The following is a 19117-nucleotide window of genomic DNA, read 5'->3' on the forward strand; positions in this document are numbered from 1 at the left end:
CCCTAAGGCCAGCGGAAGGTAGCGGGCTCGTAGGCGCGAGGATGGGCCTCTCCCCGCCACGCACCCTGCTCGAAGCTGGGCGAGCCGTCTTCGAACCCGAACCCCAGCCATATGTCGTCCATCATCGGGCGGAGAGATTCTGGAGTGAAGTCGGCGAGCGTGGGCAGCACCAGCGTCGTTGTCTCGATCCCCGGAATTCGGGACGGTCGGCTGAGTCGTGATGGGGAGGAAAGCTGGACGTCCTTGATTTCATGGAGGACGGCTTCAATCGTGATTGGTCCGGTGGCCCCGATCGATTTCAGCATCTCGATTGACCTGCGAACGGTTTCGACCAGCCTTCCTTCCAATGGAAAGCCGTCGACAATGATAGTTCGGTCGTCATCGACCCGCACGCCCACGACAACGGCCGTTTCGACCGCGCCGGGCGCGACGATCCGGGTATACCAGCGAGCTTCTGGGTTGGGCCCAGAGCCGCGGCTTTTCGGCGGATCGAAGCTCGCCCACTGGCCTAGGCTCGCCTCGGTCTGGACGAGCTCGTATTCGCTCGGCACGAACGCTTGGCGTGTGCGCTTCACCGCAGCGGGCGCCAGATACTGCGGGGGCGTCGCAGGTGCCAAGCGGACCACGAGGCGCGGGCCTGGGACGATCGCCGGAACGTCGCCGCGGCCCGTCCTATTTCGGAGTTCCGTCAGTGTCGCCCTGGCTGCTGCCAGCCCGTTCAGCGCCAGACCCCCGGCAGGCGGCTTCGCTAGGACGTAGCGGATCGATGCGTCTAGGCAGAGCGCCAGCTTCGTGGCGAACGCCGCGCGGATTCTGCGTCGTTCGACGGCGGCAGCGTCGTCCTGAAGCTCCCATGCGAGTGGAAAGCGCAGGTGAGCCAAGTCGAAGGGCAAATCTGTCGGCGGCCCGAAGGCGGTGTTCATGAGAAGCACGATCTGCTCGTCGTCGAGGACTGCCCGCGCGTATCCATATTCGGTGAGGACATTTGGATTAGGGAGTTGCTTGCCCTTGGCTGTCTCTCCCACGAAGGTGACGTCTCCGACGAACACGCCGCAGGCCTTGATCTTTTTCAGTATCGTCTCGGTCACCGGCGGCGTGCCGGCGACGCCCGAGGTGTCGGAGTCGAGAACAAGCTCCACGTTCGGATGCTGGTCGCGCAGCTCGCCGAGCGCGGTCTCGAGCGCGATCCGAACGAAGTTGCGGCACACCGAGCTGTCACGGTCGCTCTGCCACGAGTAAAAAATCGTGATCTGGTTCATCCGTTCCGTGTTTTCCCTATCGGTCTGCCCGTGCGATTTGAAACGACACCAACACGGGTATCGATCCCCTTATAATGTTAGTCGGATTATTCTCTGCCGGTCCGCTGCCGGTCCACGTTCGACCTCAAAATAAGCGGTTCAGCAGATTCGGCTCGCTGCCCTTCAGACGGTCGAGCATGCTGTTCACATAGAACATATCCGGGGTCGCCACGGCAGGCAGAACAATTACCCCATAGTCCGGCTCGCTCTTGTCCAGGGTGAAGACGACCAAACCGACGCCGTGGATGCTGCACAGCGACTTCAACCGATTCATATCGTCGCTGCTCGTGGTGCGCGGAACGACGATGTAACTCTTGTGCGAGAAAAGCCGATAGGCGACCGCCTGTCCGAAGGCGACGACAGGCTGGCTCGGCGTCGCCTTGATCTCGGCGGTTACAATCTGCGGTTCGAACTTGAACATGTCCTGGGCGCGAGGCTTCAGGACACCCATCACGTCCGGCGTGCCCCATTTTCCACCAAGGCTGCTTCCACCGAGCGCACCGGCGACTGTGACCTCGTCGTTCTCCACAAGCCATTCGGCGAAGCTCGCGTAGAAATCCTGCTCGGCCAGTGCTTCCTGAACGGCACCGTTCTTCACCGGAACGACGGGCGCGGTCGCAACGGCCGCGTCGGCGGCGATCGCCTCCGCAGCGTCCTCGTCTACGAACTTCGACAGCTGATAGGTGCCGCGGGCGACCTTTACGATGTCGTCGGAGCTCTGGAACAGCACCTGGATGGCACCGTGAATGCTATTGGGCGGCGTGTCTGGCGCGTCGGCGTGGATCAGCTTCAGGATCTCGCCCCAACGAATGCCGCCGGAATGCTCCTCGAGAATTTCGCGGGCGCGTGCGTGGATCTGCTTGCGGTTTAACTTGTCCATTCTGCCCTCTTACCCGATTGCCGCGTCGATCTGACGCGCCACACCGCCCCCGCGGTCCAGCTCTGCCCACAGGAAGACCACCTTGCCGTCACTCACTTCCTGCAGCCGCGCACCGATATTCTTCTTCTCTCGGCTGTCCGCATTATCGGTGCGATCGGCACCCTTATATTCGATGATCAGCTTGCGGCCATCCACCAACGCCGCGACGAAATCCGGATAGAACAGGTCGGTCGAGGTTGGCAGCGAATAGGACCATGCCGTGCGATCCACGTTCCGGACCCAGTGTTTGACGGCTTCGTGATCGTCTATTTGGACCGCGGCCATCCATTCTTCACCGCCATGCCGTAGGTCGCCGACCTGCGCGAACAGGTGCTTCCGTGGTCGCCACGGCCCCGAATATGGCGTGCGTGGATCATAGCCCGCCTTCGAGAAGCTGAATCCGTTGTCACCCAAGGCGAGAACAGGTGCGATATCCGTCATCAACAGCTGCACGCCCCGCATGCCGGCTTCGCGGCGTTGCTGCACAATTTTCGCGATAATGGCCCTTCGCAGCGCAAATTTCCCGCGCACGAGCTGCGCCAGCGGGATACGCTCCGCGACACCTTCAACAACGCGCCGACAGTATTCGAGGAATATAGGCTGGGAGACGTCGCGCTGGCGCGTCGTGCGATCGAGCCACCGAGACAGCGCGGCCACGTCCCAATCGGTCGCGTCATCAAGCGCCAATTCGGCGGCGGCGTCGATGCGATTGTAGACCACCTGGTCGCCATCCACGTCCATCTCGAACGTGTCGGGGCGCTCGGTCAACGCAAAGCCGGGCAAGCCTGTGTCGACCTGGCGCAGATCCCAACCTCCCACATCAACCAGCGTCTCGGGGAAGACGATTTCGAGCTGCCCGTCCCGCTCAATCGCAAGCCGAGGCAACGTCAGCACCTCGCCCTGCTCAGCAGGCGACAGAGACTCCGCGCGACGCGCGATAAAAGCCTCGACGGCCGTCGTCGGCGTAGCATCTGCGCTTGCAACCGCTATGGCTACTTCGCGGAGCACATCGTCCGGGGCAGACGTGTCGAATGTGATCGCAACTCCGCCGGCTCCGTCATCGGCCATGCGCGTTGCAGCGACCATCTCGGGGGTCCAATTGCTTTGATCGGGCCGGTCCCGGAGGTGCAGGACCGGCAACTCCGGCCGCGTGAACAGCGATCGGTCTTCGCGCCACTCGAAAGTCTCGGGCTGTTCGACGATCGCTTCCAGCGCGGTGCGCTCATCGAAGCCCATTTCGGTAAGCCGATCTTTCAGGCCCTCGGCTGCATCAAAGAAATTGCGCTCGGATACATGAGCATAGGCGCGGTTCAATTCCTCTGACGAGCGCCGCGTTGCGAACGGCATGCGCAGCACGCGGCCGAGCAACTGCTCCACGGCACCGCCGCTTCGAATGCTGGCAAGCGAACAGAACACATAGGCGAAGGAGCAATCCCAGCCTTCCTTCAGAGCATCGACGGTGATGACGTGCTCAATCGTGCAGGCCGGATCGAAAAGGTCGATACCGTCTAGCTCACGCTGGTTGCCCGTCGCCACCGCGATCCGGTCCTCTGGGATACGGCAATCTTCGATCAGGTGGCGTCTGACGACATCCACCGTCGCCTCGGCGCCTTCGCGCGCAGGCTGAGCCTGATAGAGCGCGATTGGCCGAATACCGCCGCTATCGCGGACGGCAATGCCTTCGAGCCATGCACGATTATCAACGGCGTGCGCGATCGCCTGCTGCCAGCTGCTATGCTGCGAAAGGTGGATCGGCAGCTTGATCATGTCCGCCGCCTTCAGCTCGGCGGCAGTGGCGGACACGATGACGTTCGAGCGAACGGGTGTGGCCGTAAACTCCACGACCGCTGCAGGCGCGATGCGTCCCATCGTCTCGCCGGAAAGGGTCGAGGTGAAATTGTGTGCCTCATCGACGATCACCAGCGGACGATGCAACTTCATCAGATTGGCAAAGCTGGCGATCGGCTTTCCCCGGCGCGGGCCATCCTCGTGCCGGGCCACGTCAGCGCCCCTAGCCACCGTGGCGAAATGCGGCTCCAACTCTTCGTCGTCGCGATACACATTGCGGTCAGCAACGTTGTTCACGCGGAACGCCTGCACGGTCGAGACGATTATTGTCGCCGCATCGGCCATGTCCTGCGGACGCAGCTGCCGACGCTCGTCGATGCCATAAACGCGCACCGCGCCGCCGAAGGTCGCTTCCAGCGCTTGGCGATAGGGGTGGCCCACCTTCTTGAGCGCGCCCAGCGTCTGCTCGGCGATGGTGGTCGACGTGACCAGCCACAACACCACCGGAAAGCGCCGGTTCAGTGATGTGTCGCGCGCGACGCCGATGGCGTGCGCGGCAAGCAGTGTCTTGCCGCCGCCGGTCGGGAGGCGCAGGCAGCAATAGGGCACGTCCGGCAACCCGGCGAGCGGGCGATAGGCCGCGCCATAGGCGCCCGGCTGGCCCACGGCGCAGGCCGCGGCATAGGCCTGTGCATGATCGCGGATCGTTGCCTGATCAAGGAAGGTGCGCAGCGCGTCGAGCGCCCGGCGCTGATAGTCCTTCAGCTCCATCAGCGCGCCCTCACATCATAAGGCGTCTGCTTGAACGTCACGCCTGCGTCCATCAGCCGCGCCGCACCTAGCTTGCTCCATTCTCCGTATACCGTCATCGGCCCATCCCAGCCGCTCTCCTCGCGCAGCTGGGCTAGCAACGCAGCCGTCAACACGTTTCCCCCGCTGACCGATCGGTCGCCAAGAATACCGTTGTAGAGCAGGGCATAGGCCATGCCATCATGCACCCCCAGCACCGGTGTATCCGCCGCACCGATGAACGGCGTTCCCGTCTCGCTGAACCACACGTGCGCGGCCAGTGTCGCGAAGCGTATGCCACTGGTGATGTGCCCGTCGGCGTCAAACACCGCTGCGCCGAGACGATAGAAACGATAGCCGCCGCCGCCGGTCCATCCGACCGCTTCGGACACGCCGCCCTCTTCGCCCGCGATCACCTTGTCGAGCCGGGGCTTGCAGTGGGTTTCGGCATGATCGCCCATCTCAATGCCGATCCAGCGCCGCCCCATCTTGTGCGCCACTGCCGCCGTCGTCCCGGAGCCCAAGAAGCTGTCGAGCACAAGGTCGCCGGGGTCGCTGGCGATGTGCAGGATGCGCTTCATCAGGCGTTCGGGTTTCGGCGTGCCAAACCGATCATCGCCGAAAAGCGCGAGGCTTTCCATCATTGCTTCTTGGGTGTGACCGACCTCGTCGTATCCCCAGATGCTGCGAGGCACTACCAATCCGGCGGTGGAAAGCAGCTTCTTGAACCTTGGAACGCTGCCGCGGCCGTCCTTGCCCCAGTATACAAGATCGTTTGCCACATTCTGCTCGTGACGTTCGGGACCGAAAGCCCAAACGCGCGTGCGCTTGGGCCATACTTCCTCTCCTGTGTTGGGATTGGTGATCGGATAATAAAGGTTCGGCCGCTCGTCAGCGGTCTTGGCGCAGGTGTAGGCTGCCGAATTCCAGACGCCCCGCGGATCATTGTCCGGATTGGTATAATAGGCAGTCTGCGCTGCAGTGCGGGGCAGCCGTCGGGGGCGCCAATCAGCCGCCCTCTTTCCATAAACGATTACATTCTCGTGGTCACCGCTGAACCAAATTGAGTCGTTCGCCGGTGAGACTTTCTTCTGCCAGGATGCAGAAACAATGAAATTGGAACGACCAAAAACTTCGTCCATGACGACCTTGAGGTAATGCCCTTCATTGTCGTCGATCGAAACCCAGATGCTGCCGTCCTCGGCTAGTAGGTCACGCAGCAGCACCAGACGCGGATAGATCATCGCCAGCCACTGGCTATGCTCCAGATTGTCATCATAATGTTCGAAGGCCGACCGCGTGTTGTAGGGCGGATCAATGTAGATGCACTTCACCGCGCCCTTGTAATAGGGAAGCAGCGCCTTCAGCGCGTCGAGGTTGTCGCCCTGGATAAGCATGTTGCCAGCGGCGGCATCGCCTCCATCCAGCGCGGGCACCGCTTCCAGTAGTCGATACGGCACACCCGCCGCCGCGCGCACATCTTCACCGCGCGTCATCCAATCGAGTATTGGCACCTAACCCCCAAATTCACACAGCAACTTGTGTCATGGCTGTAGCCGCTCAGCTCCTAAACGAACAGGCTTTGTGGGATGTCTGGAAAACCTGGACACGCGCCATGCTCCTTGACCGAAGATGCAGAGGGGAAAAGCCTCGCTGTCGCTCGGTCCTTCAAGGAGAACGAGCATGCACGACATTGACCACCAACAAGCGGAGACGCTGAGCCTCGGCGAGGCCAACGACCCGGATATGCGTATTTTGCGCCGTGTATCGAGACTGGACAAGTTCCCATTCCGTGCGCGCGGAGACGGACCGGTCCGGCGTATTGCGATCGTAGATACCGAAACGACGGGCACCGATCCGCTGACTGATGAAGTCATCGACATCGCCGTAGTGATGCTGGAGGTCGACGACGCTGGCGAAATCGTCGGTATCGCCAGCGCCGGGCAGGCGCTGCGCGACCCGCATATGCCGATACCGCCACAAATCACGCTCTTGACCGGCATCACCGACGACGATGTTCGCGGCAAAACGATCGACCTAGGCCGGCTCGAACGGCTGTTGGCCAGTGCGGACGTGCGGGTTGCTCATTCGGCGGCGTTCGACATCGCCTTTATCGACAACCTCATGCCGGGCCTCGCGGGCGCGGCGTGGGCCTGCTCCATGGCAGATTTCGATTGGCTAGCCGCCGGGTTCGATGGCCGCAAGCTAGGTCATCTGTTGATGCAGATCGGTCGCTTCTCCGAAGCGCATCGCGCGATGGCCGACGTCATCGCGTTGTTGCATCTGCTCGCCCACCGCCTGCCCCACGGCGGCACCATCTTGCGCGATGTGCTCGCCAACGCCGAACGACCAACGGTCCGGTTCGAGGCGACCAAAGCACCATACGAACGGCGAGGCCTGCTCAAGGCGCGCGGATATAAGTGGGACCCACGCTACCGCGTGTGGTGGATCGAGATCGATGAGGGCGAATGCGCCAGCGAAGAGTGCTGGTTTCGCGAGCGCATCTCCGCGTCCGGCCCTGTGCCCCGGATGCTGCCGATCACCTGGCATCAGCGCCACCGCTGAGCGCTGAGCGGAGCGTGACCATGCGCTCCGTCCTTTTCCGAAACTGGAGATTTGAGTGACCCAACAGTGGGGAAAAGCTCGGGTTTCAGCCGTCACACGAAAGGAAATAGCAAATGGAAATGATCGTGCATCACCAGAATATTATGATTGCCCTCCGCCGAGAGATGGGGTGGCCGGCGTTCACGCCTGCGAACGACTCCATCGCATGGTCGTCCGGCATGCCGATGGACGCCGCGGTGGGCATGGAATTGGCACGCGTCGCACAGGCGCTCGGCAAGGACATCGTTTACGGCAGCTGGAAAAATGCGAAGGCACGCGAAACGGAGGGTCTGAGCGTCGTATATCGCCAGCTGCTGACCGTGGACATCGTCGAAGGCCTCGTGCCTTGGGCGGCCAACGATACCGCTCCGCTCCTTTTGGTCAGCACGCGTCGGGACGAGATGTTCGGCATCGACCACCGCGGCACGCTGACGCGGATGCATCCAAAGCCCCGCGCTATCGGTGCCGGCCGAAAACTCGCCGAGAAGCGTATCCGGGCCGCCGCCGCAAAAATGGGCGACGCGCTGCTCCCCAACAATCGTCACGTCCCGTGGGGCGACACGTCGATCACACGCGATGTGCCGACCGAAACCATCGTCCGCTTCGGCTGACCGCTGCGACCTGACCAGGAGAACATTGCAATGAAAACCGAACAGAAGAAGTGCGGACCGCGATCGTGGGTCGTGCTCGATATCGAATCCGCCGTGCTCGATGACACCGCCCATAAGCGCTATCAGGCTATGGAGCGCTGGGTGCCGACCGAGGGCAAGCCGAGTCGGCGCGGATACCGGCGCAGCGAGGATCCGCTCAGTTGCCCGCGCTGGGTTTTTCAGACCATCACCACGGCATCGCTGATGGTGCTGGTGGAGGATGCACAGGGCGGCGTCGATGTGACTCGCTTTGTCACCTTGTCGGCGCCGGATCATGACGAGCGGGACGTCATCGCCGGCATCCTGCGCGTGCTGGCAGACGCTCCGGACGACGCCGAGATCGTGACGTGGATGGGCCTGGCGCATGATCTGCCCATCCTGATCAATGGCTGCATGCGTTATGGGTTGAATTTGCCGCGAGGCTGGGGCTGGCTGGCGCATGGTGGTTTCCACCACACCCGCCACCTGGATCTTGCCCGGGCCTATACCGCCGGGATGCGCATGAAGCCTATCCACCTGGCCGAAGTTCTTGCCGTGCTGGATATCCCCGGCAAGATTACGTGTCCGCCCTTTGCTGTCACCAATCTGATATATTCTGGAAAATGGGACGAGGTGCAGAGCGCCTGCGAAGTCGATGTCATATCCACGGCATTACTGCTTGCGCGCTGGCGGCGTCTAACCGACCCGCGCGCCGAAGCGGATTCCGTCGAGGACCGCATCCTTCGTCGCGTCATCGCACTCCGGGCTGGGCGCGAATATGTCACTCCGCTCGAAGTGCATCGCGAGCGGCGATTTGCAGCTAAGCGTCAGGCGGCCGCGAATGATGCCCGCTGGCTTGCGCCGTGGCTTGATCGCGACGCGGCCTGAATGACGACGGGGCACCGCTACAGAGCGGGCCCCGTCATTCGGTCGACTACATGCCGCGACCTTGGCGGTTCGAAAGCGCTGCTGCTGTTTTCCCCACAGCGTAGCGAACCTCCTCAGCGACAAGCTGTTGGGGAGGGGTGAGGACGGAACCAGCCTTCTCGAGCAATGCTGCGAGCTGCTGGACTTGCATCAAGGCCAGACGGTCTCTCTCGGCCAGCACGTGGCGTTGCTCGGCGATTTCCAGTTCCCGCGTGAGCGCCTCATCGGCCCACTTGGGTGGGCGCGATGCTATGGTTTCGGCGAACTCCTCACCCAAAGTCTTCGCAATCTGCGCATCGAACGAGGCCACCCCTTTCTCGTCGATAGTAATTACATTCGGTGTGTTCGCAATTGCCGCCAAGGCGCGACCCCAACGAGCATTGAAGGCTGCCGCTGCCGAGGCTGTCTTTTCGCACTTGGTTGCTATTTCGATCCGTGCTTCCGCATCTGCCCTCGAGCGGACCGCGTCAGCATGTGCGGCATCGACAGCTGCCTGGCGCTCATTCAGGTCCTTCATCGCGAGGCGGTGTTCATGCATTTGGGCGGCGCGGCGTTCTTCCAACCGCAGATTAGCCTCCGCTTGTTCCGTTGCCATGCGGGTTTCTCGATTCGCGATGGCGCGTTCTTGCTCGAACACCTTGGCCGCCGCGCCGCGGATGATTGCGAGAGCGCGGGCGAGAGCTCGAGCCATCGCCGCAATCGCCGGCGGCCAAGGCTTGCTATAAGCATTCCGTTCCATGGCAGACATATGCTGCTCATCCATGGTGAAGCCCGCATCAGACAATGGATGCCGCCCAATTTGAAGATGCAATCCTTCCTTGTCGTCAGCGGAGCGTGACAGAAGGGCAATCTGCTCTTGGTGGAGGGTGCGGTCGTTTGCGAGCTGTCTGGACTGGGCCGTTGCAGCCTGGATCATAGCGGCCGCTTTCGCACGGTCGCGTTCGGCGGCTTGGTTTTCAACCCTCCAGCGTTCAGCCTGCAGTTCGGCCTCCGCCTCCTTCACTTTTGCGGCCGCGAGTTTTTCCTGCAGCTCGGCATTAAGGCTGGCATTCGCCGCTTCCATTTTAGCCAATGCGACTGTCATCCTTTCGGCAGATTGCTGTTGCGCCAATCGGCGCTCATGCGCCGCCTCGGCCTCCTCAATACGCACGGCCTGGGCTCGAGCTAGTTCTGCTAAGGCTGCGGATCGAGCTGCGTCAGCTTCGGCGAGCGCATTGTCGGCCTCAGCCTTCAACGCCCCCAGCTCTTCTTCACGCAACTGCTCGCGGCTTTTCCAATCGGGATCGAGGGACCATTTTTGCTCACCGCGCTCGACGCCGTCCAACTGCATCTCATCGCGCAGATACTCGAAGAACGCCGTTTGCAAGGCGCGCCCTTCATTCCGCAAGGTGGTCTTTTCAAAACCATATTCCGCCGCCAGCGCCTTTAAGTGCTTGGTGGTCGAGACTGCGACTTTGTCTTGGCGTTTCGTTTTCTTCGAATAGATTGGTGCAACGAATAGGTCGACAACCTGCTGCCCTTGCTCATCCCGGTCGATGCGATCTGCGAATATGGCACGATCCCCGAATACCCGCTCTGCAAACTGGCGAGCATGGAGAAGCATGCCACTGGCATCAGCTCCGTCGACCAGGTCGGTCGGGAATTGCACAAGTACGTGAAGCGCTCGACACTCTGCCTTGGGAACGAACGCACCTTCGATGTGCTCTTCATAAAGGGCGCACAAATCTAAGCCTGTGGTGGTTACAGCGGGAGTGTCCTTTATCACCCGGCGCTTGCTGCTTTCGTCCAGCCGCTTGCCATGGTTTTCTGCTTTGGTGATGCCCTGCAGAGTGAGCCGGTCAATTCTCACGGAACCGGCAAGACCGGAGACGGAGCTCTTTTTCATGGCGCCCTCCAAGTACTGAAGAGCGGCCGATGGCCAAAAAAGGATAACACGCTCATCTTTTTTCGCTGCGCGAAAAAAGGCGTGTCAGGGGAGCGCCCCTGAACCCCCGTTACGCCCCACCGCTCATCGCTATGGGGCGTGTCTTTCCCCGCCACGGGAAAGACGAAGAAGGAAGGGATGGAACGGAAAAGCGTGCCGCCACCATAACGGTGGCGGCACTCGAACAGCCGATCAGTCTTCATCGAGATCACCGTCGGTCGCGTGTTCGCCGCCGGTGCGGTCGGCGAAGGGCATCTCGACCCGATCACCTTGGCGGCGATCAACCGGATCGGTCGAAGCCACCTCGGCTCCGTCCTTCTCGGACGCTGTGCTTTGAGAAGGGACTTCGTCCGGGATGACCGTTGCCGCAGTGTCGACCGTCATCAGCTTCACCGTCCTGAGCAACGCGTCGCGCTCCTCCAGCCGGACAATGAGTGCTTCCTCATGTCGTTGCGCGTCGGCGAGCGCGTGCACAAGTTCAGCCACCCGAATCTGGGCGGCATCCCGTTCGGCTTCCGCAGCCGCCCAGTGATCGAGCAGGCCGTCGGCCTCTGCCCGCGCATCCTCGGCACGGCGCTCAGCATCGGCCACGCGGAGCATTGCCGTTCGATTGAAATCTCCACCTATGAGGCGCACCGCATGGATGAAGCTGTTCATCGCGTCGTCCGTGAAGCGATCGACCGTCTTGCGGAACTCCGCTTGCACATGCGGCGGCACCTCCATCACCGGCGCATCGCACTCCGCGGCGCGGCGCTGCTTCCAGTCGCGCACCTTCCTGTAGAATTCGCCGCTGGGCTCGATTTCGAGCGCCTTGGCGGCGTCGTAGGGGATCAGTTCAGCGGGCGTGCAGCCGCGCTCCTCGACCAGCTGGTCGAGCATTTTGTCGAGGCCCGGCTGACGGACCCAGTCACTACTTTTTTTCATAATACCGAACTCGCTTTCCGCGAGCCGGGCCATCCTGCGAGACCTTCGATACCCGCGATATCGCAGGTGTCGAAGGTTCATGATTATGGATGGCGACCGACCGCGCATCGTCGTCAGCGCACGGTCGCCACGCGGCGGCCGGGCGCGGTTAGTCGACGAGAATGGTTACGGTGCTGCCCAGCATTGCGGTGGACAGCGAAGATGCCGAAGCGCTCGCGATGCCGTGACAGTCGCCCAGCTTTGCGTTGCAATCGCGTTTTCCCGCACGATCAACGAGACAACGAACGCGACAAACAAGGCAATTATCGACGTGATTCGACGGTCCATTCCTGGACCACCTCGCCTGCGCATTGCCTCGCCATCGAGGATATGTCCAACGGCAGCAAGGACCGTGCCGAGCGCCTCAAACACAGCATCCGATATCGAAACGCGAGAGTCGACTTTCTGGTCTGGAAATGTATCGGCGGCGTCCATACATACTATTATAGGCGTCGAAATGAATATCACCAATGCCATTATTTAAAATCAGTATGTCCGACGTCGCGATATGGACAGAAAGGCCCCTGCATGGACGAATCAGCACTTCGCAAATGGGGCGTCGCCGCACAGTCCGCTGGCATCGACGCATTCGCTACTGACGTTACGGGCTTCCCTATTATTCTCGAACCAGCTCTTGTGGGCCGGATCGGGCATGACGACGCGCAGCTGGTCTCATCGCTTGGCGCAAATGCCGCATGGCTCGCCGACACCTCCGTCCAGACGCGGCTCGCTGCTATCTTGGTATATCAGCGTGCGTCGCGGCACCCGGTGCGGATATTAGCGCGCACCGATCGGCCGGTAGAGATCGCCAATCCGCTGTTCGGAGCGACGCTAGTCGCCGACACCGAGGGGGCGGGCGACGCCGTCACGCGTATTCTGGCGGATGCAGCCCGGCGGCAGGACAATTACCTAGTGCTGGCTGCCGCCATCCCCGAATGGTGCGAATTCCGCATCTACCAGTTGAGCAGTGCGCCCTCCAACCAGATCACCTGGTTGCCACGGAACCGGCGCCAACGCCGTCGCCGCGTTTCTGCAATGCTGGCATCGCGGCGTCGTTGAAACCGGTCAGCTGACGCTCCTTCGGCCATACGCACATTCGTCGGTCGCAAGTTGGCTAAATATCTCGAGGCACTGGCAGAGTCGCACGAGCAAGCCTTACTAGTCGCTGGTGAGCACAGGCGACCACCGCGTCCCACGGCACGCTACGAAATTCGAAGCGGTCGATGCTTTCCTTGAGAGTATCGATTGGCGACCCTTGACCATATTTGCGGCCAACGTTGGTGGAGGCATGGCCAGCCATCTGGTCGAGATCGTGCTCCGGCACGCGCCTACGACGACCCTCGCGCCTCCAGCTGTGCCTCGTCGAGTAAAATGCCTTGTCAGGATCATCGATACCAACAGCGCGAATGGCGTCGTTGATCTCGCTCGACAGGTATTTGTAGCGGTCGCCATATTTGTCCGCCTCAAGGTCGCCAAAAACCCAATGCTCGCCACGCTGTATTTGGAGCGCGACCCAGTCGAGGAAACCGGCCTCTATGACAATCCAGTGTAGTGGCACGTCGCGCACCGACTGCAGGGTCTTCTGCCGACGCGGGCGCGTCTCAAGAGCGTCCGATACGCGCCGCTGTCTCGAGTCGGTGCGGAAGCGCATGACCCATTCTTCTCCCTCGCGGACAATTTCGTGCGGCTTAAGCTTGCAATGTTCGCCTGGCCGCGAACCGTGGAAAGGCGCAAGCAGGAGGATCCAGAACATTGTATCGCTGCAGGCTTCGGGGTTGGTCATCAAAGGCGCCGTGTAAATCTTTCGCAGGTCTTCATCGGAGAAGTGGTCGCGCTCGGTCCCAGTGTGCTTTGCTCCAGTGACGGCCAGCCCAGCCGCGGGATTGGCGGCGATCCATTCCTTGTCGAAGGCAACCGCCAGCACAGAGCGGATTGCGGCGAGGTGTTTCCCAACCGTGGGCGGGCTCAGCGTCGGAAGCTTCGCGGCGCGAGCGGCGGAGATCTGTTCGCGCAAAGGCAGCTCTCCAACCGCCTTTTTGGGGCGCGAGGGCAATTGAGCCACGTCCTCAAGGAAGGATTTAACCATCTTGCGCGAAATGGCGCTGATGTCATCGGTGCCGGTCAATTCTCGGAATCGGTCGAGTGCGACCTTCCATTCGTCGCTGGTCTTGTCAGGAAGCTCTGGGTCGATGCCGTTGTGCTTCTGCCACGCCGCAAAAGCGTCATTAAGGGTTCGCGCTGGCGCGGACGCCCCGGCGATCGCTGGAGCGGGCAGATGGTTCGCCATTGCCGTCATCATCGGCAGCAAAACCTTCTCCACGCCCGTCGGCCAGTGGCTGAAGCGGTGCTCCGCTAAACGGCGTAGGATGCGTTCTGCCACCGCCTCGAACAAAGGCCCTCGCGGCTTGAACACAATGCCAGCGGCCTGCGCCACGATTGTCGCCTCGATCTCCACTGCTTTCCAATCGCGTGTCAACAGATGAGCTCGGGCTACTTCGCGAAACGCAGCACCCTTGAACAGGGAATTGCTTTCGAACAGGTCGATATTCAGGGTCACGGCGTCGCGGTGCGCGAACGTGGGGAAGGCTCCCACCGGGTCGGGCTGCTCAACCGGCCAGAGATCCTCGTCCACCTCGCCGAGCGCTTCTTCTTGCGCCTTGGCTGCGTAGCTTCCGCCCCAGTCCAGCCGAGCGCGGAAGCTCATCATCTTCAGCATGGTGAAGCAAACGTGATCAAGCCCGCGCGTCAGATCATAATCGGCAGCGATCTCGTGTGACTTGACGTTCGAGCGGGCTAATGCATCGAAACCGGCGGAGACGATTTTCTCCGCCTCGTCGTCGACGGCCACAGTATCAGTAGCGTCGAGCCTTCGTATGAGGTCGTGGACTTCAACGAGCTTTTGCGCATGCAGCGCCCGCGCCTCCGCCTCGACACTGGTGCCGAGACTCTCTTTCCATTCGCGCTTGCCGACGCGCGCGCGGTATCTCTCCGGCACGCTCATGCGGAACCAGAACATTTTCGACCTAGGATGACGCCATAATCCAGCCACGCGCAATCTCATCTTTGTGCCACCTTTTTGTATCACCAGGCGGCTGCTAAGTCGATGAAATGCGTTATTTTGGCAGAAATCCAATCTTCGGTGAGAAGATGGTGACCCCTACGGGAATCGAACCCGTGTTTCAGCCGTGAGAGGGCCGCGTCCTGACCGCTAGACGAAGGGGCCGCAGGGGGTCAGAAATTTTCGGAAAGAAAGCCCGCCGACCGCGCGCTTGACCGTGGTGACCCCTACGGGACTCGAACCCGTGTTTTCGCCGTGAAAGGGCGACGTCCTAGACCGCTAGACGAAGGGGCCGTCATTCGGTGAAGCGGCGCATTAGACGCGCATCTCCATGCGGTCAAGCATGGTGGTGCGGTTTTTGTGCATTGCCGCGTCAGTCGGCCCAGGCGGCGTCCTCCAGGTGCAGCTCGGCGGCGGGGCGGCTGCCCCAATCGTCGCGTTTGGCGCGGCCCGCGAGCCATAGTTTGCGGCCGCCGCGGGCGTGGAGCAAGGTCTGGCCGAGCTCGGTTTCGGCGCTGCGGAACGCGACCGCCTTGAACCGCGCGCCGTCGTCGCCCGCGACGATCAGGCGGACATGGTCGGTGCCGACGATCCCCGCTTCGACGATTCGCACCGGTCCGGTAGCGACGCGCGGCGCGGGCCAGCCGGCGCCATAAGGTCCGGCGCTTTCGATCGCCTCGCACCAGAGCGGGCTGATCCCGCGCGGCGCGAGCACCGCGTCGATCAACAGCGACTTGTCGCCGCTCGCGCGTTCGACGTCGGCGGCGAGGCGGTCGTTGAGGAAGGCACCGAGCGCGTCGACCTTGTCGGCGGCAACCGTCAGCCCGGCGGCCATCGCATGCCCGCCGCCCGCGACGAGCAGCCCGGTCTCCTTCGCGGCGAGGATCGCGGCGCCGAGATCGACGCCGCCGATCGAGCGTCCCGATCCCTTGCCGATGCCGTCCTCGTCCAGCGCGATGACGATCGCGGGGCGGTGCAGCCGCTCCTTCAGCCGCCCGGCGACGATGCCGATCACCCCGGGGTGCCAGCCCTGCCCCGCGACGATCGCCACCGGCGCGTTGCCGCATGCGGCGCTGGCGGTCAGCGCTTCTTCAAGCACCCCCGCCTCGATCGCGCGGCGCTCCTCGTTGAGCCGGTTGAGCTCCTGCGCGATCTCGGCGGCTTCGTGCGCGTCCGACGTTGTGAGCAGGCGCACGCCAAGGTCGGACTTGCCGACCCGCCCGCCCGCGTTGATACGCGGCCCCAGCGCAAAGCCCATGTCGCTCGCGGTCGGCGGCTTGGTCAGCCGCGCGGCATCCATCAGTGCCGCGAGCCCCGTGTTGCCGCGCCGCGCCATCACCTTCAGCCCCTGCGTCACCAGCGCGCGGTTGAATCCGGTGAGGCGCGCGACATCGGCGACGGTGCCGAGCGCGACCAGGTCGAGCAGGTCGATCAGCGCGGGTTCGTCGCGGGTAGCGAAGAAGCCGCGCGCGCGCAGGGTGCGGAGCAGCGCCGCGCCGAGCAGGAAAGCGACGCCGACGGCGGCCAGATTGCCGTGGATCGCCGCGTCAGCCGCTTCGTCGAGCCGGTTGGGGTTCACCAGCGCCAGCGCCGCGGGCAGCGTCGTCGCGCACTGGTGATGGTCGACAACGATCACCTCGACCCCCGCCGCATTGGCCTCGGCGATCGCGTCGAACGCCTGCGCGCCGCAATCGACGGTGACGACCAGCTTCGATCCCGCTTCGCCGATCCTGACCAGCGCGGCGCCCGAGGGGCCATAGCCCTCCATCAGTCGGTCGGGGATATAAGCGCCCGCCGGCAGTCCGAGTCCGCGCAGCAGCCGCACCAGCAGCGCCGCCGAGGTCGCGCCGTCGACATCATAATCGCCAAAGATCGTCACCGCCTCGCCGGCTTCGACTGCATCGGCGAGCCGCGCGGCGGCGGCGTCCATGTCGCGGAACAGCGACGGGTCGGGCATGAAACCGCGCAAGGTCGGGCTGCGCTGGCGATCGAGATCGTCGCGCGCGACGCCGCGTGCCAGCAGCAGCTGGGTCACCAGATCGTCGGGGGCGAGATTTTCGGTTCCCATGTCGGCGCTGGCGCGCCGCCAACGCCACGGCTGGCCCAGGATCGAACGCGTGATGCCGAGCGCCGTCTCGCTCATGCCCGCGCCCGCGCGGTCAGAATGCGGTCGCGCAGGTCACGCGCGGTCGCCAGTGGGATTGCCGGAATTTCGTGCGTGGCCAGCGCGCTGCCGCCGGGCACCCCGAACACCAAGGTCGCGAGGCCGAGCGGACGCTGGATGAAATCGCTCTTCAGGTCGACGCTCTGCACCGATGCATGCGGCAACAGGGTCAGCTTGGGTTTCCAGAAACCGCGGCGGATCGCGACCTGTTCGCCCATGTCGGTCCAGCGGTGAAAGCGCGCGCCAAACAGCGACACCGCGCCGATCAACCCGCCGATGACCAGCCCGAACCAGCCGAGCGCTTGCCCGAACGATACCGCGACCAGCCCGCCGGTGGTCGCACCCAGCGCCCCGACCAGCCCACCGAGCGCGATGATGCGGTGGCTTTGCTGCCATGGTTGGTCGTTATCGGGGCGGACGATCGCGACTTCGCTCAGTACCGGGTCGATCGCACCCAGCTGGGCGAACGGCACGACCTGATGATCACGCTCCTTCTCGCCGTCGCTCGCCAGACTTTGCAGGCGCAGCTCGTGCCAACCAAAGCGCTGGCGAAACCAGCCGGTGACGAGAATCGCCGCCTGCACGCGCTTCACCGGCACCGCGACGTCGGTGCGCGTAGTCAGCCCGCGGGTGCGGCGCAGCGTCCGCGGCTCGCGGGTCAGGCGGAAATCCCAATTGGCGAAAAACATCGTCGCGATGCCGCTGGCGAAACCGATGAAGAGCAGCGAAACGCCCGCGCCGACCCCCGCGATCCAGCGGTGCGCGATGACCCACTGGTCGAGCCCATATTGGCCCGCGAGGTCGATCCAGTCGCGCGGGTTGAAGACGTTGAAGTCGAACGGCAGCAGATCGTCGAAAAACTGCATCGCCGCGCCGACCACCGCCAGCGCGGCGAGCGAGAAGTTGAACAGCCCCGCGACCAGCAGCTGGCGCGGCGTCATCGCGAACAGCAACCGGTCGGTGGCGACCGGCGCCGCGTCAAAGGTATTCGTCGCCGCTGCCACGACCGCCGCCTCGCCGCTGCGGTGGGCGCGGATCGTCGTGCGCAGCGCCTGCGCCGCGTCCAGCCCGATCGCGTCGAGGCTGGCGTCATTCTCCTTGCCGCCTGCGCCGGTTTCGAACCCGACCTTGGCGATGCCTAGCGCGCGCGATACCAGCCCTTGTTCGATACTGACGTCCTGGATGCGGTCGAACGGGATGGTGCGGTGCTGGCGCGAGAGGACGCCGCTTTCGATCACGACTTCGTCGTCGCCGACCCGAAAGCGGAAGCGCAGCCACTGGAACCACGCCGCGACCAGCGAGATCAACACGAAGGCCAGGATCGCCGGGACGATATAGACCCAGTTGCCAGTGAAACCGAGCGCCGCGACTGCGGGCAGGAATTGCAGCGAGCGCGGTCCCAGCTTGACGATCGCCAGCGCCAGCGTCGCCGGGTGCAGCCGCTGCCAGCCTGCGTCGTTATCGATGGTCGGGGCGGCAGGCACCGCGGCGGCGTCGGTCATGCGAAATCGGTCTGGATGTGGCGCCGGATCGTCTCGCGCATCGCCGCTGCGAGGTCGGCGGGCAGTCCGGGCAGGGTGACGGTGCTGTTGTGCGTTCCCGATGTGTGGACGATCAGGTGCGACAGCCCGAACCAGCGTTCGACCGGCCCCTGCCCGACGTCGATATGCTGGACGCGCACGAACGGCACGATCGTGTCGGTGCGGAACAGCCAGCCGCGCGCGACGCGCAGCTGCCCCGCGCCGATCTTGTACCCCCATCGCGACACGCGCCGCGACGGAAAGGCGATAATGACCGTGATCGCGACCAGCCACGCCAGCGCGGTGATCAGCCCATATGGCCCCTCGATATGCCGAATCAGCAGCCAGTCGAACACGCTTGCCCCGATCGCGAGCGGGATCAGATGGAGCGCCGTCGCGACGCGCAGCACCTGGGCATAGGCAGGATCGACCGGGTCGAGTCCTTCTGCGGCGTTCAGCGCTTCGGGATCGAACGGATCGGTCGGGTGGACGGCTTGGGTGTCGGTCATCCTGCCCCGATACCGTGTTAGCGGC

The 19117-nt window shown here is 63.2% G+C and carries 14 protein-coding genes and 2 tRNA genes; 4 read left to right on the forward strand and 12 right to left on the reverse strand.

Annotated elements, in window-relative coordinates:
* Nucleotides 1-2 precede the first annotated feature (2 nt).
* The 4 genes from SPYCW_RS16990 to SPYCW_RS17005 all read right to left on the reverse strand — a co-directional run bounded on the left by SPYCW_RS16990 (nt 3) and on the right by SPYCW_RS17005 (nt 6290).
* A complete protein-coding gene (locus SPYCW_RS16990) occupies nt 3-1259 on the reverse strand; it encodes a hypothetical protein (protein ID WP_120217812.1) in 1257 nt (418 codons plus the stop codon).
* A 124-nt stretch (nt 1260-1383) separates the two neighbouring features.
* Complete coding sequence (locus SPYCW_RS16995) at nt 1384-2178, reverse strand: hypothetical protein (RefSeq protein ID WP_120217813.1); 795 nt, start codon at nt 2176-2178, stop codon at nt 1384-1386.
* Nucleotides 2179-2187: 9 nt separating this feature from the next.
* Nucleotides 2188-4776 carry a DEAD/DEAH box helicase gene (locus SPYCW_RS17000; RefSeq protein ID WP_120217814.1) on the reverse strand — a complete coding sequence of 863 codons (2589 nt, stop codon included), beginning with the start codon at nt 4774-4776 and terminating at the stop codon, nt 2188-2190.
* Nucleotides 4776-6290: a site-specific DNA-methyltransferase gene (locus SPYCW_RS17005; RefSeq protein WP_172595543.1), complete on the reverse strand. Its 1515-nt coding sequence runs from the start codon at nt 6288-6290 to the stop codon at nt 4776-4778. Before SPYCW_RS17005 ends, SPYCW_RS17000 begins: the two co-directional genes overlap by 1 nt.
* Before the next feature lie 187 nt (nt 6291-6477).
* Here SPYCW_RS17005 and SPYCW_RS17010 point away from each other — a divergent pair, with 187 nt between their 5' ends.
* The 3 genes from SPYCW_RS17010 (at nt 6478) to SPYCW_RS17020 (ending at nt 8915) form a co-directional block, all read left to right on the forward strand.
* Entirely contained in the window at nt 6478-7359 is an 882-nt protein-coding gene (locus tag SPYCW_RS17010; RefSeq protein WP_120217816.1) for a 3'-5' exonuclease, read from the forward strand.
* 113 nt (nt 7360-7472) lie between these two features.
* Nucleotides 7473-8009: a hypothetical protein gene (locus SPYCW_RS17015; RefSeq protein WP_120217817.1), complete on the forward strand. Its 537-nt coding sequence runs from the start codon at nt 7473-7475 to the stop codon at nt 8007-8009.
* Nucleotides 8010-8039: 30 nt separating this feature from the next.
* Nucleotides 8040-8915: a hypothetical protein gene (locus tag SPYCW_RS17020; RefSeq protein WP_120217818.1), complete on the forward strand. Its 876-nt coding sequence runs from the start codon at nt 8040-8042 to the stop codon at nt 8913-8915.
* Nucleotides 8916-8961: 46 nt separating this feature from the next.
* On the opposite strand, the gene SPYCW_RS17025 is transcribed toward SPYCW_RS17020, so the two are convergent.
* Entirely contained in the window at nt 8962-10839 is a 1878-nt protein-coding gene (locus SPYCW_RS17025) for a hypothetical protein (RefSeq protein ID WP_145986009.1), read from the reverse strand.
* 231 nt (nt 10840-11070) lie between these two features.
* Nucleotides 11071-11835, reverse strand: a complete 765-nt coding sequence (locus SPYCW_RS17030) for a hypothetical protein (RefSeq protein WP_120217820.1) — start codon at nt 11833-11835, stop codon at nt 11071-11073.
* A 534-nt stretch (nt 11836-12369) separates the two neighbouring features.
* Between SPYCW_RS17030 and SPYCW_RS17035 the strand changes: the two genes are divergently transcribed.
* On the forward strand, nt 12370-12900 hold the full coding sequence (locus SPYCW_RS17035) for a hypothetical protein (RefSeq protein ID WP_120217821.1): 531 nt from the start codon (nt 12370-12372) through the stop codon (nt 12898-12900).
* A 55-nt stretch (nt 12901-12955) separates the two neighbouring features.
* Here SPYCW_RS17035 and SPYCW_RS17040 read toward each other — a convergent pair whose 3' ends face one another.
* The 6 genes from SPYCW_RS17040 to SPYCW_RS19380 all read right to left on the reverse strand — a co-directional run bounded on the left by SPYCW_RS17040 (nt 12956) and on the right by SPYCW_RS19380 (nt 19092).
* Nucleotides 12956-14902, reverse strand: a complete 1947-nt coding sequence (locus SPYCW_RS17040) for a DUF6538 domain-containing protein (RefSeq protein ID WP_331852374.1) — start codon at nt 14900-14902, stop codon at nt 12956-12958.
* Between the two features lie 87 nt (nt 14903-14989).
* A tRNA-Glu gene (locus SPYCW_RS17045) sits at nt 14990-15064 on the reverse strand.
* 53 nt (nt 15065-15117) lie between these two features.
* Nucleotides 15118-15193: transfer RNA gene (locus SPYCW_RS17050), tRNA-Glu, on the reverse strand.
* 79 nt (nt 15194-15272) lie between these two features.
* Nucleotides 15273-17042: a single-stranded-DNA-specific exonuclease RecJ gene (recJ, locus tag SPYCW_RS17055; RefSeq protein WP_120217823.1), complete on the reverse strand. Its 1770-nt coding sequence runs from the start codon at nt 17040-17042 to the stop codon at nt 15273-15275.
* The gene (locus tag SPYCW_RS17060; protein WP_232014749.1) at nt 17039-18565 is read right to left on the reverse strand and encodes a PH domain-containing protein; all 1527 of its coding nucleotides are present in this window, start codon (nt 18563-18565) and stop codon (nt 17039-17041) included. The genes recJ and SPYCW_RS17060 overlap by 4 nt, the downstream gene beginning before the upstream one ends.
* Complete coding sequence (locus SPYCW_RS19380) at nt 18562-19092, reverse strand: PH domain-containing protein (RefSeq protein WP_232014750.1); 531 nt, start codon at nt 19090-19092, stop codon at nt 18562-18564. Before SPYCW_RS19380 ends, SPYCW_RS17060 begins: the two co-directional genes overlap by 4 nt.
* Nucleotides 19093-19117: the final 25 nt, after the last annotated feature.

The organism is Sphingopyxis sp. EG6 (genome assembly GCF_003609815.1).
Lineage (GTDB): Bacteria > Pseudomonadota > Alphaproteobacteria > Sphingomonadales > Sphingomonadaceae > Sphingopyxis.